Origin of the sequence: Microbacterium sp. NPDC077663 (assembly GCF_044542795.1) — a bacterium.
Classification (GTDB): Bacteria; Actinomycetota; Actinomycetes; order Actinomycetales; family Microbacteriaceae; genus Microbacterium.
The window spans coordinates 120,028-135,143 of record NZ_JBITVE010000003.1; the positions used below are offsets into that span (position 1 = coordinate 120,028).

The 15,116-nt window shown below is 70.0% G+C and carries 15 protein-coding genes; 8 read left to right on the plus strand and 7 right to left on the minus strand.

Translation table 11 applies throughout. The annotated features are described in order from the left end of the window. Window positions 1–19 precede the first annotated feature (19 nt). The gene (locus ACIGEP_RS13265) at window positions 20–769 is read right to left on the minus strand and encodes a phosphoglyceromutase (protein ID WP_396662107.1); all 750 of its coding nucleotides are present in this window, start codon (window positions 767–769) and stop codon (window positions 20–22) included. Window positions 770–810: 41 nt separating this feature from the next. Between ACIGEP_RS13265 and ACIGEP_RS13270 the strand changes: the two genes are divergently transcribed. Beyond that, window positions 811–1,635 (plus strand): class I SAM-dependent methyltransferase, encoded by an 825-nt coding sequence (locus tag ACIGEP_RS13270; protein ID WP_396662108.1) that lies wholly within the window; start codon window positions 811–813, stop codon window positions 1,633–1,635. 11 nt (window positions 1,636–1,646) lie between these two features. Here ACIGEP_RS13270 and ACIGEP_RS13275 read toward each other — a convergent pair whose 3' ends face one another. From ACIGEP_RS13275 to ACIGEP_RS13290, 4 genes are all read right to left on the minus strand, one after another. After that, window positions 1,647–2,711, minus strand: a complete 1,065-nt coding sequence (locus tag ACIGEP_RS13275) for an aromatic acid exporter family protein (protein ID WP_396662109.1) — start codon at window positions 2,709–2,711, stop codon at window positions 1,647–1,649. A gap of 32 nt (window positions 2,712–2,743) precedes the next feature. Further along, a complete protein-coding gene (locus ACIGEP_RS13280) occupies window positions 2,744–3,826 on the minus strand; it encodes a YgfZ/GcvT domain-containing protein (protein ID WP_396662110.1) in 1,083 nt (360 codons plus the stop codon). Then, the gene (locus tag ACIGEP_RS13285) at window positions 3,823–4,428 is read right to left on the minus strand and encodes an FABP family protein (protein ID WP_396662111.1); all 606 of its coding nucleotides are present in this window, start codon (window positions 4,426–4,428) and stop codon (window positions 3,823–3,825) included. The genes ACIGEP_RS13280 and ACIGEP_RS13285 overlap by 4 nt, the downstream gene beginning before the upstream one ends. Before the next feature lie 171 nt (window positions 4,429–4,599). After that, complete coding sequence (locus ACIGEP_RS13290; RefSeq protein WP_396662112.1) at window positions 4,600–4,890, minus strand: hypothetical protein; 291 nt, start codon at window positions 4,888–4,890, stop codon at window positions 4,600–4,602. 129 nt (window positions 4,891–5,019) lie between these two features. Between ACIGEP_RS13290 and ACIGEP_RS13295 the strand changes: the two genes are divergently transcribed. From ACIGEP_RS13295 to pstB, 7 genes are all read left to right on the plus strand, one after another. Beyond that, window positions 5,020–5,706, plus strand: coding sequence for a DNA-binding response regulator (locus ACIGEP_RS13295; protein ID WP_396662113.1), 687 nt, complete (start codon window positions 5,020–5,022; stop codon window positions 5,704–5,706). Window positions 5,707–5,772: 66 nt separating this feature from the next. Further along, a complete protein-coding gene (locus ACIGEP_RS13300) occupies window positions 5,773–7,938 on the plus strand; it encodes an RNA degradosome polyphosphate kinase (protein WP_396662114.1) in 2,166 nt (721 codons plus the stop codon). Further along, window positions 7,935–8,873: an NUDIX domain-containing protein gene (locus tag ACIGEP_RS13305; protein ID WP_396662115.1), complete on the plus strand. Its 939-nt coding sequence runs from the start codon at window positions 7,935–7,937 to the stop codon at window positions 8,871–8,873. Before ACIGEP_RS13300 ends, ACIGEP_RS13305 begins: the two co-directional genes overlap by 4 nt. Window positions 8,874–9,010: 137 nt before the next feature. Then, the gene (locus tag ACIGEP_RS13310; RefSeq protein WP_396662116.1) at window positions 9,011–10,126 is read left to right on the plus strand and encodes a phosphate ABC transporter substrate-binding protein PstS; all 1,116 of its coding nucleotides are present in this window, start codon (window positions 9,011–9,013) and stop codon (window positions 10,124–10,126) included. Window positions 10,127–10,203: 77 nt separating this feature from the next. Beyond that, window positions 10,204–11,166, plus strand: a complete 963-nt coding sequence (gene pstC, locus ACIGEP_RS13315) for a phosphate ABC transporter permease subunit PstC (protein ID WP_396662117.1) — start codon at window positions 10,204–10,206, stop codon at window positions 11,164–11,166. Further along, complete coding sequence (pstA, locus tag ACIGEP_RS13320) at window positions 11,166–12,260, plus strand: phosphate ABC transporter permease PstA (RefSeq protein ID WP_396662118.1); 1,095 nt, start codon at window positions 11,166–11,168, stop codon at window positions 12,258–12,260. The genes pstC and pstA overlap by 1 nt, the downstream gene beginning before the upstream one ends. Before the next feature lie 29 nt (window positions 12,261–12,289). Further along, complete coding sequence (gene pstB / locus ACIGEP_RS13325) at window positions 12,290–13,069, plus strand: phosphate ABC transporter ATP-binding protein PstB (RefSeq protein WP_064003118.1); 780 nt, start codon at window positions 12,290–12,292, stop codon at window positions 13,067–13,069. Window positions 13,070–13,282: 213 nt separating this feature from the next. Here the strand turns inward: pstB and ACIGEP_RS13330 are convergent, their stop codons facing one another. Beyond that, entirely contained in the window at window positions 13,283–14,167 is an 885-nt protein-coding gene (locus ACIGEP_RS13330; RefSeq protein ID WP_396662119.1) for an aminodeoxychorismate lyase, read from the minus strand. A gap of 299 nt (window positions 14,168–14,466) precedes the next feature. Further along, window positions 14,467–15,105, minus strand: coding sequence for a DNA-directed RNA polymerase subunit beta (locus tag ACIGEP_RS13335; protein ID WP_396662120.1), 639 nt, complete (start codon window positions 15,103–15,105; stop codon window positions 14,467–14,469). Between the last annotated feature and the right edge of the window lie 11 nt (window positions 15,106–15,116).

The window sequence follows — 15,116 nt, forward strand, 5'->3', positions numbered from 1 at the left end:
GTTCCCGGCCGGAGGCGGGTTACTTCTTGCCCTGCGAGGCGACGGCCGCGGCGCCGGCAGCGGCAGCCTCGGGGTCGAGGTACTCGCCCGGTCCGAGGGGGACGAGGTTCTCGTCGAGGCGGTACACGAGCGGGATGCCGGTGGGGATGTTCAGCTCGGCGATGTCGTCGTCGCTGATGCCGTCGAGGTGCTTCACGAGCGCGCGGAGCGAGTTGCCGTGGGCCGTGACCATGACGGTCTTGCCGGTCGTGAGGTCGGGGACGATCTCGCTCTCCCAGTAGGGCAGGAGGCGGTCGATGACGATCTTCAACGATTCGGTGCGGGGCACCTCGCCGTCGATGTCGGCGTAGCGCACGTCGCCGACCTGCGTGTAGGGGTCGTCGTCGGAGATGTCCGGCGGCGGCACGTCGAAGGAGCGGCGCCACAGCATGAACTGCTCCTCGCCGAACTCGTCGAGCGTCTGCGCCTTGTCCTTGCCTTGTAGGGCGCCGTAGTGACGCTCGTTGAGACGCCACGAGCGCTTCACCGGGATCCACAGGCGGTCGGCGGCGTCGAGGGCGATGTTCGCCGTCTGGATGGCGCGCGACAGCACCGAGGTGTGCAGGATGTCGGGGAGCAGTCCCGACTCCTTGAGGAGCTCGCCGCCGCGCTGGGCCTCGGCCTTGCCCTGATCGGTGAGACGGACGTCCACCCAACCGGTGAACTGGTTCGACTTGTTCCACTCGCTCTGGCCGTGCCGGAGGAGGATCAAGGTGTAGGGGGCTGTCATGCCCGCAATCCTACCGGCGCGCCGGATGCGATCATGGGGTCATGACGCGCTCCGATCCCGTCGTCGGACAGGTGACCCGGGGGACGACGAACACCAATCGCCTCCGTCGCGTGGACCGCTGGATCGCACGGCATGCGGTCCTCCGCCGGACGGCCGACCCGCTCGTGGTCGACCTCGGCTACGGCGCGAGCGGGGTCACCGCGTTCGAGCTCGAGGCGCGGGTGCGCCGGGTGCGCCCCGACGTGGAGGTGCTCGGGCTCGAGATCGAGCCGGCGCGCGTGGAGCGCGCCCGGGCCCAGCTGGCGCGGGTCCGTGCGGGTGCGGGGGTGTTCGCCGCGGACGCACACGTGTCGTTCGCACGAGGCGGTTTCGAGGTGCCGGTGCCGGGCGGGCGCCGGCCCGCGGTGATCCGCGCGTTCAACGTCCTGCGGCAGTACGACGAGGCGGACGTACCCCCCGCGTGGGAGCGCATGGCGGCGCGACTGCGCCCGGACGGCATGCTCGTCGAGGGGACCTGCGACGAGCTGGGGAGGATCTCGACCTGGATCGAGGTCGGACCGGATGCCGCGCCTCGCTCGCTCACGATCTCGTTGCGGCTCGCGGAGCTCGACTCCCCCGCGGTCGCCGCTGAACGGCTGCCGAAGGCGCTCATCCACCGCAACGTACCCGGGGAGCGCGTCCACGACGTGCTGTCCGCGCTCGACCGGGAGTGGACCCGGGCGGTCGCCGCGTCGTCGTTCGGTCCGGTGCAGCGGTGGCGGGCGGCACTGGATGCGCTCGTCGCGGCGGGATGGCCGATCGGGGGGCGGACACGGTGGCGACTCGGTGAGCTGACGCTGCCGTGGGAGACGGTCGCCCCTCGGTGAGCCGCCCGGGCTCAGACCCGCGGCAGGCGCGCGCGGGCGTCGTCGGGGCTGAGCCCCGTCGCGCAGAGCAGGTCGGTCGCGAGCGGCCGCAGCGCGGTGATGAGGGTCTGGTCGCCGAGCGATCCGTCGGGGACGAGCGCCACCGGGTCGAGTCTCGCGGCCACGGCCGACAGCACCTCGCGCGCCGCCGGCTGGTACGAGATGTCGGTCAGGGAGGAGGCGACCAGGCCCGCTCCCCGCACGAGTTCGAGCAGCAGGTCGGCGGCGACGTCGCGCTCACGGCCGTCGTCGACGAGGTAGACGGAGCGTCGCGCGACGACACGGAGGTTGCGCACTGCCAGGTCCATCGCCTGCCGCATCCGCTCGAAGCGTGCGAGCTCGAACCGCTGGCGGCGCAGGAACGGTGAGATGCGGGCGATCGCGGCACCGGATTCCACCGAGACCCGCCAGTCGTCGACGCGTCTCTGCAGGTCGCGGGCCTTCTCGAGCCCCCGCTCGGCGCGGACGCGGCTGCCTCGGCGCAGCCCCTGCGCGACGGTGCCGGCGGCGTTCTCGAAATCGGCGAACAACCGCGTCGCGTCGGCGAGGGCCGTGCGGAGCGGGCTGCGCGGGATGAGGGCGGTGACCAGCAGAGCCATCGCTCCGCCGATGAGCGCGTCGAGCAGGCGGAGGAACGGTGTCTGCGCGGGGACGACGACCACGATGATGGATTGGATCGCCGCCGCGATCGCGAATCCCGCCTGCGGCGAGACGAACCGGGCGATCGACAGACTGACCGTCAGCGTGAGGGCGAGCTGCCACCATCCGCTCCCGGCGGCGAAGACGACCGCCTCGGCGACGAGCACCCCGAGCACCATGCCGATGACGGTCTCGAGCACGCGCCACGGCCGGGCGTCACGGACAAGGCCGAGGCTCGAGATGGTGACGGTCGCCGCGATCAGCGGGGCCGGGTGGCCGAGCCCGTAGTGCGCGATGGAGAAGGCCGCGCTCGCGGCAACGACGAGCTGCACGATCGCGACGGCGGACCCGCGCAACCGCGCCCATCCCTCGCGCGGATACCTCCGGGCGGTGGGCACCGGAACCGTGGTGGTCGGCTCGGGCGCCATCGTCAGCGGCGCTGCGACAGCCGGGGCAGACGCGGGACGGATGCCGCACGCCCGGCATCCGGCGGAACGACGACCTCTTGAGCGGCAGCGATCTCGCCGTCGGCGACAGCAACGGTCAGCGCCGCGTCGACCGGGACGGAGCGCTTCACGATCGCGAGGGCGATGGGACCCTCCTCGTGATGGCGGGCGACCGAGGTGACCGCCCCGACGTCCGCGCCGTCCAGCCGGACGGCGGCGCCGGGTTCGGGCAGGTCGGCATCCGATCCGTCGAGCTGCAGCGCCACCAGGCGGCGCGGCGGGTGTCCGAGGTTGTGCACCTTCGCGACGGTCTCCTGCCCGCGGTAGCAGCCCTTGTCGAGGTGGACGGCCGTCCGCAGCCAATCGACCTCGTGCGGGAGGGTCCGCCCGTCGGCCTCGGTCGTCGCGCGGGGACGCCACGCGGCGACGCGCAGCGCGTCGACGGCGAGGTACCCCGCGAGTCGGACCTCACCCCGCTCCGCCGCGGCGGCGAGGTCGTCGAGAGATGACCGGGCCACGATCGCCTCGGCCCAGTCGCGCTCGGCACCGGGGTGCGGCTCGACCGGGGAGTACCCCCAGCCGCCGGGGCTGACGCGGGGCCACGGATCGTGCCACACGACGGCGGCACCCAGGTCGTCGACCGCCGCGGCCGTCCCACCGACGACGGCATAGTCCGCGGAGCCGTCCTGCGGGTCGACACGCAGGCGGAAACGCATGCGGGTGAGCCAGGTGAGGAGCGCCTCGGCACGGTCGCGATCAACGATGAGCCAGGTGCGCTCCCCGTCGTCCACGACGGATGCCGCGTGCTCGACGTGCCCCTGCGGGTCCAGCACGAGCAGCTCGGTTCCGACACCGGGCGCGAGGGCGGTCAGCGCCTGCGAGGTGATCGAATCGAGCCACGACAGCCGGTCCTCGCCCGACACCGTGAGCACCGCCCGATCGGCGAGGGGCGCGACTGCGGCACCGGAGGCGAGGTCACGCTGTTCGCGGACCGGGCTCCCCAGGTGAGCGAGTCCGCGCTCGTCGATGACGGCGCCCGGCACGCCGGCGAAAGTGTCGGCGCTCACTGCACCCTCGCGAGGCGTGCGGAGGCGTGCGACGACAGGTCGGAGCCGAGCGCGGCGATGTCCCACGCCCACAGCAGATGCCCGTCGACGAGGCCGTACATCCGTGTCGCGGCACCGTATTCCTTCGCGCCCGCCGGACGGACGATCGCGTCGGTGGCGATGTCGATGCGCGGTCCGCGCACCTGTCCGAGGTACAGCTCGCTGATGCCGTCGGAGTGCACCAGGGCGACCTCGATCTCGAATCCGTCCTCCGCGGTGCGCAGGGACTCGACGTCGTGCACCGTGCGCGCCTCCGTGCGCGGCGCAAGAGCGGGCAGCAGCGCCGGCCCCGCATCCTGTTCGGTCGCAGGGCGGGACAGCCGCCAGTAGCCGGTCTCGGCGACGAGGTCGCGGCGGCGGCCGTCGGCATCCTCGAACCAGGCGGATGCCGCGTAGTTCAGCGCGTCGCCGCCGTCGTGGCTGAAGCTCACCCGGTGGGAGAACTCGCCCGACATCGTGCGACCCTGCGCGTCGTATTCGAGGACGCCGGTGCCCTCCCAGACGCCGAGCAGCCAGGAGAGCGGGACCAGATCAGCCGGAAGGTCGGTCGGCAGATCGATCACGGTGTCAGCGCTGACCGCGGTAGAGGTTCCAGACGACGACGCCGGACACGAACGCGATCGCGAGCGATGCGAGGCCGAGCAGCCCGACGAAGAAGAGTTCGAGTGCGACGAGATCCATGCCGTCCACTTTAGCGGCCGGAAAAGCCGTCGCGGCCCTGTGATGCCGCAGCGTCAGCCCGCGAAGAGTTCGGCGAGCGCGAAGCCCGCACCGAGGAGCCCCATGACCAGCAGGGCGCCCAGGACGCTGGCGGCGATCCGGACGATGAACCCCTGCGACCGCCCCGACGCGAGCTGCACCGCGAACGCCAGGAAGAAGCAGAATCCAAGGCCGACCAGGAGCCAGGCGCCGCGCCAGTCCGGCTCGACGAAGACGCCGACCGCGAGGGCGACGAGCGCTGCGGCTACCCAGACCGCGAACACTCCGGCGGCCCGCCGACGGGGAAGGATCTCGAGCGCGGTCATGCGTCCCATTGTGACGCACCGACGGTCCCGCTGCACCGCGCGGCGAGCGCCGACGGGCCGCGTCGCTGCACGCATCGAGGGAACCTCTAAGATAAGACGCGGTTCCGAGTCCGCACCGGAGGGTCCCCCTTGGCACAGTTGCTCGTCCTGAGCTCCGCCGCCGGCGGCGACTCCGTGCTGCCCGCGCTCGAACTCCTCAGCCACCGGGTGCGCCAGATCCCGGCCGAGGCGGCCCAGCTGGTGAATGCGCCGAACGCGGACATCGTGTTCGTCGATGCGCGCAAAGACCTCGTCGCCGCCAAGTCGCTGTGCAAGATCCTCACGACGACCGGCCTCGACGCACCCCTGCTCCTGGTCGTCACCGAGGGCGGGCTCACCGCCGTCTCACCCGATTGGGGCATCGACGACGTCGTGCTGGTCAGCGCCGGCCCCGCCGAGGTCGACGCCCGCATCCGACTCGCCGTCGGACGGGTCTCGAAGGATCAGGTCTCGACCCGCATCCAGACCTCGGGCATCACGATCGACGAGTCGTCGTATTCGGCGAAGGTCCACGGCCGCCCGCTGGACCTCACCTACAAGGAGTTCCAACTCCTCCACTTCTTCGCGACCCACCCCTCCCGGGTGTTCACCCGCGAGCAGCTGCTCAGCGAGGTGTGGGGCTACGACTACTTCGGCGGTACCCGCACGGTCGACGTGCACGTCCGCCGCCTGCGCGCCAAGCTCGGCGATCTCGAGCAGCTCATCGGCACGGTGCGCAACGTCGGCTACCGCTTCAACGTCTACGAGGACGAGCAGCTGCCGGCACCGTCGGCGTGAGTCGGATGCCGCGGCATCCGTCACCTCGTTCACGCAGACGACACCGTCCCCTGCAATGATGTGGGGATGATCGACACCCAGGTTCACGACTCCGGACTGGGCGACGCGGACGACGACTTCGACGACGTCGTCGAAGCGTACGACTCGCAGCTGCCCGACAACCGCTACCTCGACCGCGAGCTCAGCTGGCTCGCGTTCAACCAGCGCGTGCTGGAGCTGGCGGAGGACCCGAACCTGCCGACGCTCGAGCGCGCGAACTTCCTGGCGATCTTCGCCAGCAACCTCGACGAGTTCTTCATGGTGCGGGTCGCCGGTCTCAAGCGCCGCATCCTCACCGGGCTCGCCGTACCGACCAACGTCGGCCGGGCTCCCCTCGACGTGCTCACCGACCTGGCGACCTCGGCCCACGCGCTGCAGGAGCGTCACGCGACGGTGTGGTCGGAGCAGGTGCGCCCCGCCCTGTCCGACGCGGGCATCGAGGTCGTCTCGTGGGCGGAGTTGTCGGACTCCGAGCGGAGCACGCTCTACGACTACTTCTCGGCGCAGGTCTTCCCGGTGCTCATGCCGCTCGCGGTCGACCCCGCCCACCCGTTCCCGTACATCTCCGGTCTCTCGCTCAACCTCGCCGTCCGCATCCGCAACGCGCGCACCGGCCGCCAAGAGTTCGCCCGCCTCAAGGTGCCCCCCATGCTCCCCCGTCTCATCGAGGTGGCGAAGAACGGCTCGACCGTGCGGTACCTGCCGATCGAGGAACTCATCTCCGAGAACCTCGCCGACCTGTTCCCGGGGATGGAGATCCTCGAGCACCACACGTTCCGCCTCACGCGCAACGAGGACGTCGTCATCGAGGAGGACGAGACCGAGAACCTCATCCAGGCGCTCGAGGCCGAGCTCCTGCGCCGCCGCTTCGGCCCGCCGATCCGCCTCGAGATCACCGAGGACATGGACGAGGTGACGCTCTCGCTGCTGCTCGACGAGCTCGACATCACCGAGAACGACGTCTACCGACTGCCGGCTCCCCTCGACCTGCGCGGGCTGTTCTCGCTGTCGCAGATCGAACGACCCGATCTGCGGTACCCCGCGCACGTGCCGAAGACGGCGACGCCGTTCCAGCCCGCCGAGCAGAACGGCCGCGCCGACATCTTCGCCGCGATCCGCAAGGAGGACGTCCTCGTCCACCACCCGTACGAGTCGTTCACCACGAGCGTCGTGTCGTTCCTGCAGCAGGCGGCGCGCGACCCGCACGTGCTCGCGATCAAGCAGACGCTCTACCGCACCTCGGGCGACAGCCCGATCGTCGAGGCGCTCATCGACGCGGCCGAGAACGGCAAGCAGGTCCTCGCCCTCGTCGAGGTGAAGGCGCGCTTCGACGAGGCGGCGAACATCGTGTGGGCCCGCAAGCTCGAGAAGGCGGGTGTGCACGTGGTCTACGGCCTCGTCGGCCTGAAGACGCACTGCAAGCTCCTGCACGTGATCCGCGAAGAGGACGGCGTCCTCCGCAGCTACAGCCACATCGGCACGGGCAACTACAACCCGAAGACGAGCCGCATCTACGAGGACTACGGCCTCTTCACCGCGAACGAGCAGGTGGGTCGCGACCTGACACGCCTGTTCAACGAGCTCAGCGGCTACGCGATCGAGAAGAAGTTCAAGCGCCTCCTCGTCGCTCCGTTGCACCTGCGCAAGGGACTGCTGCGCCTCATCGACGGCGAGCGCCGCAACGCGTTGGCCGGCAAGCCCGCCCACGTGCGCATCAAGGTCAACTCGATGGTCGACGAGCAGATCATCGACGCGCTCTACCGCGCGAGCCAGGCGGGTGTGAAGGTCGACGTCTGGGTGCGCGGCATCTGCTCGCTGCGCTCGGACCTGCCGGGGGTGAGCGACAACATCACGGTGCGGTCGATCCTCGGCCGGTATCTGGAGCACTCGCGCATCTTCACGTTCGAGCACGGCGGCGATCCGCAGGTGTTCATCGGCAGTGCCGACATGATGCACCGCAACCTCGACCGCCGCGTCGAGGCACTCGTGCGCGTGACCGAGCCCGCCCACGTGAACGAGCTCATCTCGCTGTTCGAGCTGGCGATGTCCGACACCACGAGCTCGTGGCATCTGGGCGCCGAGGGCGAGTGGACGCGTCACCACCTGGATGCCGAGGGCAACCCCCTCGTCGATCTGCAGGAGAAGACGATGTCGCAGGTGCTCCGCCGCCGGCGGGCACGGGCGGTGCGATGACGGAGACCGCGGTCTACGCCGCGGGCGGCGTCGTCTGGCGGATGGTCGAGGGCAAGCTGCTCGTCCTCGCGATCCACCGCACGAAGTACCGCGACATCACCCTGCCCAAGGGCAAGGTCGATCCGGGCGAGACGCTCGCCGAGACGGCCGTGCGCGAGATCTTCGAGGAGACCGGCATCCGTGTGCACCTCGGGGTGCCCGTCGGGATCTCGAAGTACCGGCTGCCCAGCAAGCGGACGAAGATCGTCCACTACTGGAGCACCGAGGCGACCGAGGACGCGATCCGCGCGTCGTCCTTCGTCCCGAACCGCGAGATCGCCGCGATCGAGTGGCTCACCCCGAAGAAGGCGCTCGAGCGACTGAGCTACCCGGTCGACGTCGAGATCCTCGAGAACTTCCTGCGGCTCGTCGACGACGGCGTCCTCGCGACGTTCCCCATCGTCGTCCTGCGTCACGGCAAGGCGACCCCGCGCGAGGACTGGAAGGGCAAGGATGCCGCCCGCCCCCTCACCGACCGGGGCAAGCGCCAGGCCAAGGCGGCCGTCGGCCCCCTGCGGTCGTTCGGCATCCGCCGGGTCGTCACCAGCGACGCCGTGCGCTGCGTCGACACGGTGGCTCCGCTCGCGAAGGCGCTGGGGCGCGACATCCGCCGGACCGATCTGCTCTCGCAGGACGCCTGGGAGGACGGGCACGCGGACGTGCGCGCGGTCGTCGGCAAACGCGTGAGATCACGCAAGTCCGCCGTGCTGTGCTCGCACCGACCGGTGATCCCCACGATCCTGAGCGAGCTGGCGCTGGCGACGGGGAGCCTGAAGGGGTCGTACATCGAGAGCGCGGCCGACCTCGAGGTGGGCGGATTCTCCGTCGCGCATCTGTCGGCGACGAATCCCGGATCGGGCATCATCGCGATCGAGACGCATCCCCCCAAAGTGTGAATCGGCTGAGCGACAGACGATCGGACCCGACCCGTTCACCTGTCGTTCACCTGTGGAGCGGAACCTGGTCACCGGCGACTCCTACCGTCGAGCCAGCCCCGCACCGGGGTGTCCCGATCACCCGAAGGAATTCACACGTGAAGCTCAACCGCATCGCCCGCGTGGGCGCTGTCGCAGCCGTCGCCGTCCTCTCCCTGTCGGCCTGTGCCGCCAACGAGCCCGCCCCTGCTGGCGGCGGCCAGCCCTCCGACGGCGGCAGCACGCTGTCGGGCACCGTCAAGGCCACCGGCGCCTCGTCGCAGGGTGCTGCGCAGCAGGCTTGGACCGCAGCCTTCCAGACCGCCAACCCGGACGTCACGGTCAACTACCAGCCGACCGGCTCGGGCACCGGCCGCGACAACTTCCTCGCCGGCTCGAGCAACTTCATCGGCTCGGACCGCGCTTACACGACCGACGAGATCGCCACGGGCGGCTTCGGCGCGTGCGCCACCGACGACATCGTCGAGGTGCCGGCCTACATCTCCCCCGTCGCCGTCGTCTTCAACCTCGAGGGCATCACGGAGCTCAACCTCACTGCCGACGTCATCGGCGAGATCTTCAACGAGAAGATCGAGAAGTGGAACGACCCGAAGATCGCCGAGCTGAACGAGGGCGTCGAGCTGCCCGACCTCGCGATCACCCCGGTCTTCCGCGGTGACGAGTCGGGCACCACGGGCACCTTCACGGCCTACCTCGCCTCGGTCGCACCCGACGCGTGGCCCTACGAGGACGACGACGCCTGGCCCGTCGACACCCAGCGCTCCGAGGCTGCGCAGCAGACCTCTGGCGTCGAGGCGGCCGTCAAGGCCGGTAACGGCACCATCGGCTACATCGACGCCTCACGCGTCGGCGACCTCGGCTCGGCCGCCATCAAGGTCGGCGACGAGTTCGTGCCGTTCTCGTCCGAGGCCGCCGCCGAGCTCGTTGCGGCATCGCCGCTCGAGGACGGCCGCGCCGACGGCGACCTCGTTTACGACGTCAACCCCGCCGAGGCACCCGCCGGCGCCTACCCGATCGCCCTCGTGAGCTACCTCATCGGCTGCCAGCAGTACGACGACGCCGACGTCGCAGCGATCGTGAAGGCGTACTTCTCGTACATCGTCAGCGAGGACGGCCAGAACGCCGCGAACGAGGCCGCCGGCTCTGCCCCGCTCTCGAGCGAGGTCGCCTCCGAGGCACAGACCGCGATCGAGATGATCGGCGCCGCACAGTAACACCCCTGCTGCGGGTGGCCCTCCCCGGAGGGTCACCCGCAGCCCCACGTCCGCCCGCTTCCGACCCGAGGACTGCGATGCCCACCACCACCGACCTGGCCACCGACCAGGCGCCCACGAAGCGACCGATGCGTCGCCGTGGCGACCTCGTCTTCTCCAGCACCGCGCTCGGCGCGGGCATCATCATCCTGATCGTCCTCGCGGCGGTGACGCTGTTCCTCATCGTCGAGAGCGTGCCCGCCTTCACCGCGAACCCCGACGAGACGCAGTTCCTGAGCGGCAAGCCGTTCTGGGAGTACGTCTGGCCCTTCGTCTTCGGCACCCTGTGGGCATCGGTCATCGCGCTCGTCGTCGCGACGCCGCTCGCGATCGGCATCGCGCTCTTCATCTCCCACTACGCCCCCCGACGACTCGCGTCCGCCCTCGGCTACGTCATCGATCTGCTCGCCGCGATCCCCTCCGTGGTCTACGGACTCTGGGGCGCCCTGGTCTTCTCGCAGCTCCTGCAGCCCTTCTACCTCTGGCTGAATGAGAACCTGGGCTGGATCCCGATCTTCGCCGGGGCGGTCTCGCCGACCGGGCGCACGATCCTCACGGCATCCCTCGTTCTGGCGGTGATGATCCTGCCGATCATGACGGCCATCACCCGCGAGGTATTCCTGCAGACGCCCGTCCTCCACGAAGAGGCGGCGCTCGCCCTCGGCGCGACGCGCTGGGAGATGATCCGCATGGCCGTCTTCCCCTTCGCCCGCGGCGGCATGGTCTCGGGCGCGATGCTCGGTCTAGGCCGCGCGCTCGGCGAGACGATGGCGGTCACCATGGTGCTCTCCGCCACCGGTGCGGTCACCTTCCAGGTGCTCAACTCCAACAACCCGACGCCGATCCCGGCGAACATCGCCCTCAACTTCGGTGAGGCGTACGGCGAGGGCGTCAACGTCCTCATCGCGACGGGCCTCATCCTCTTCCTCGTGACCTTCGCCGTCAACGCGCTCGCGCGGTGGATCGTGAACCGTCGCGCCGAGTTCTCTGGAGCGAACTGATGACGACGACTCTCACCCGCTCCGCGACCCCCACGCCGGTGGGCAACTCGCTCACCGCGGGTCAGCTGCCCAAGTGGATGCCGTGGGTGCTGCTGGCCGGCGCCCTCGCCCTCTCGAGCGTGTTCTTCGCGATCATGAACAGCGGCGGTGACGTCGCGGACTTCAACATCTCGGCAGCCGTCTTCATCGGCGTGGTGCTGTTCGCGATCGCGCTCGTGATCCTCTCGAGCGTCGTCGAGACGCGCCGACGGGCTGCTGACCGCCTCGCGACGGTGCTCGTCTCGATCGCCTTCACGATCGCCCTGCTGCCGCTGATCTCCCTGCTGTTCACCGTCGTCGTCAACGGCATCGCGCGCTTCGACCCGATGTTCTTCTCGTACTCGATGCGCAACATCGTCGGCGAGGGCGGCGGCGCCGTCCACGCGATCTGGGGCACGCTCATCGTCACCGGATGGGCGGCGCTCATCTCGGTGCCGATCGGTCTCATGACCTCGATCTACCTCGTCGAGTACGGTCGTGGGCGTCTGGCCAAGGCGATCACCTTCTTCGTCGACGTGATGACCGGCATCCCCTCGATCGTGGCGGGTCTGTTCATCGTCGCCGTCTGCGCGCTGCTCTACGGACCCGGGCTCAACACCGGCTTCATGGGTTCGCTCGCCCTCTCGGTGCTGATGATCCCGGTCGTCGTGCGCTCCAGCGAGGAGATGCTGCGCCTGGTCCCGAACGAGCTGCGCGAGGCGAGCTACGCCCTCGGCGTGCCGAAGTGGCTGACCATCGTCAAGGTCGTGCTCCCGACATCCGTCGCAGGCATCACGACCGGCATCATGCTGTCGATCTCGCGTGTCATCGGCGAGACCGCGCCGCTCCTGCTGACGGCCGGCTTCACGCAGTCGCTCAACATGGACGCATTCGACGGCCCGATGATGACGCTGCCGGTGTTCGTCTACGACCAGTTCCAGAACCCCGGCACGAACGTCGCGGCGGCGCTCGAGCGGGCCTGGGCCGGCGCGCTCACCCTCATCATCATCGTCATGGCGCTGAACCTCATCGCACGCTTCGTCGCGAAGAAGTTCGCCCCCAAGTTCGGCCGCTGATCCGCGGCATCCGACAGAAAGCACCCGAAGTGTCCAAGAGCATCGAAGTCAACGACCTGAACGTCTACTACAGCGACTTCCTCGCCGTGGAGGGCGTGTCCCTCGACATCGAGCCGCGCAGCGTGACGGCCTTCATCGGCCCGTCCGGATGCGGCAAGTCCACGTTTCTGCGCACGCTGAACCGCATGCACGAGGTCATCCCCGGCGCTCGCGTCGAGGGTGAGGTCCTGCTCGACGGCGAGGACCTGTACGGCCCGGGTGTCGACCCGGTGCTCGTGCGCCGCCAGATCGGCATGGTGTTCCAGCGCCCGAACCCGTTCCCGACGATGTCGATCCGCGACAACGTGCTGGCCGGTGTGAAGCTCAACAATTCGCGCATCTCGAAGTCCGACGCCGACGCCCTGGTCGAGAAGTCGCTGCGCGGCGCGAACCTCTGGAACGAGGTCAAGGACCGGCTCGAGAAGCCCGGCTCGGGACTCTCGGGCGGTCAGCAGCAGCGCCTCTGCATCGCGCGCGCGATCGCCGTCTCGCCCGACGTGCTGCTGATGGACGAGCCCTGCTCGGCCCTCGACCCGATCTCGACGTTCGCGATCGAGGAGCTCATCCAGGAGCTCAAGAGCGAGTACACGATCGTCATCGTGACGCACAACATGCAGCAGGCCTCGCGCGTCTCGGACAAGACCGCGTTCTTCAACATCGCCGGCACCGGCAAGCCCGGCAAGCTCATCGAGTACGACGAGACCGGCACCATCTTCACCAAGCCGTCCGTGCAGGCCACCGAGGACTACGTCTCGGGCCGCTTCGGATGACACGCGCGTCGCGGCCGGGGGCCAGCGACGCCGCACACGCGCCGGCACGGATTCGGGTTCCGTGCCGGCGCGTTCTCGTGTGTGCGGGGTGTGTTCGCGGGGGTGCGGTCGCGGATGCAAAAGATGCCGGGCGACACGCGGCATCCGTGGCTAGAAAAGCGGCGTGTCGGGTGCGACCCATTGCATCCGCGAACGGCGGCGCAGCCGCGCGGGTCAGTCGCGCGGGCTCAACAGGTACCGGTTGAAGGATGCGGTGAGCTCGGCGTCAACCGGCACGGAGCGCCCGTCGACGGCGGTGATCGGCGCGGCGAGGCGCACGCTCGAGACGAGCCAGGCGGCATCCGCGTCGTACAGGGCCGAGACGGGCAACGTCTCGTAGGCGGTCTCGTAACCCTGCACGGCGAGGTGGTCGAACAGGCTCAGCTGGGTGGTTCCGTGAAGGATGCCGCCGTTCGGCGCCGGCGTCACGAATGTGTCGCCGCGACGGATGATGAGCGACGCGGTCGGCGCCTCGAGCACGAAACCGTCGGAGCTCACGAAGACGGCATCGTCGGCTCCGCGGCGCTTCGCCTCGCGGATCGCGGCCATGTTCACCGCGTACGACAGCGTCTTCGCGCCGAGCAGCAGCCACGGCGCCCGCCCGGGTAGGTCGATGCTGTACCCGCGGTCGAGCACCGCCACCGCGATGCCCTCTGTGCGCGGCTTCGTGAAGTCCGCCGCCGGCGCGACCGTCACCCACGCGGTAGGCGTCGGGCCGTGCTCGACACCCCGGCTGAGGATCAGCTTGATGACCGCCTCGCCCTCCCCCGAGGCGGCCTGCGCACGGCGGATCGCCTCGCGCCACTGCACCAGGTTCGGCGCGGGCAGCTCGCAGATCTCGGCCGAATGCGCGAGCCGCTCGAGGTGCGGCTCGACCTCCTGCGCGTGGCCGTCGACGACGCCGATCGACTCGAAGATCCCGTCGCCGCGCTGCGTGCTCAGCTCGCCCACGGTCAGCGCGGGGGCCGACGGATCCACCTCGGTGAAGGTGTCGGCGAAGTCGGTGCGCGCATCGTCGGATGCCGCAGGGTCGATCATGAGAGCGAAGCGCCAGGCCATGCGACGAGCCTACGCGGCAGCATCCGTCACCGCCGTCGTTCGCAGATGCAACGGATCCCACGCGACACGCGGCGAGAGAGCCCGCGGATGCCGGGTGTCGCCGCACATCCATTGCATCCGCGCACACGCGACCCGACACGCCCGGCCGCCGCGAGATCGTCGACCGAGGGGAATACCCCCGGCGCCCCTCCGTTACACTTTTCTAGCCGGGCCGCAGTAACCCCGGGCTCCATCTTCAGCCGCTGCGAGCGGCCACGCGCCGAGAGGCGTTCTGCGGCCCGGCACTTTCGTACCCGGGCTCAGGTCAGGCCGTCGCGGCGCCACAGCGCCGCCGCCGCCGTGAGGTCACCGGCGTAGGTGTCGAGGCGCAGCGCCCGCGTCGTGAACTGCGACGCGCGCCCCGGCTCGCTCGCGTCGTAGTCGTCGGCGAGGTCGGTCGCCCCGGCCGAGACGACGCGCGAGAACGCCGCCGCGCGCTCGAGCGCGAGCGCGAAGTCGCCTGCGAACACCCCGCGCATGATGAGGTCGATGAGCGAGACGAGCTCGTCGGGACTCGCTGGAGCCGGCGCGCCCGCGATGACGACGTCGGCCGAGGAGAGTCGCGTGCGGCCGCGCTCGTACAGCAGCGCGGATGTCGCCGGGTCGTCGTGGATCATCAGCTGCAGCAGGTACAGCCGCCACAGCGCGCCCGGCAGTGACCGCGCCGGCGACTGCGCCCACAGCTCCGCGATGGTCGCGATGCCGTGCGCATCGGTGAAGGTCACGAGCCGGTCGATGACCTCGTCGTGCGGCGCTTCGCGCACCCGCGAGAGCAGAGCGGATGCCGTGGCGTGCGCCACGCGGCTGGCTTCGGCGGGATCGTCCGCAGCGAAGTTGCGATCGAACGAATCGGGGGAACGGCGGACCGGCTTGTGGAAGTCGCGGGACGCGTCAGACATCGCTCCAGGCT

Bases quoted from the DNA above. Each gene is read 5' to 3' on its own strand.
- ACIGEP_RS13265 (WP_396662107.1), bottom strand. From the start codon at position 769: ATGACAGCCCCCTACACCTTGATCCTCCTCCGGCACGGCCAGAGCGAG.
- ACIGEP_RS13270 (WP_396662108.1), top strand. From the start codon at position 811: ATGACGCGCTCCGATCCCGTCGTCGGACAGGTGACCCGGGGGACGACG.
- ACIGEP_RS13290 (WP_396662112.1), bottom strand. From the start codon at position 4,890: ATGACCGCGCTCGAGATCCTTCCCCGTCGGCGGGCCGCCGGAGTGTTC.
- ACIGEP_RS13300 (WP_396662114.1), top strand. From the start codon at position 5,773: ATGATCGACACCCAGGTTCACGACTCCGGACTGGGCGACGCGGACGAC.
- ACIGEP_RS13305 (WP_396662115.1), top strand. From the start codon at position 7,935: ATGACGGAGACCGCGGTCTACGCCGCGGGCGGCGTCGTCTGGCGGATG.
- pstC (WP_396662117.1), top strand. From the start codon at position 10,204: ATGCCCACCACCACCGACCTGGCCACCGACCAGGCGCCCACGAAGCGA.
- pstA (WP_396662118.1), top strand. From the start codon at position 11,166: ATGACGACGACTCTCACCCGCTCCGCGACCCCCACGCCGGTGGGCAAC.
- ACIGEP_RS13330 (WP_396662119.1), bottom strand. From the start codon at position 14,167: ATGGCCTGGCGCTTCGCTCTCATGATCGACCCTGCGGCATCCGACGAT.
- ACIGEP_RS13335 (WP_396662120.1), bottom strand. From the start codon at position 15,105: ATGTCTGACGCGTCCCGCGACTTCCACAAGCCGGTCCGCCGTTCCCCC.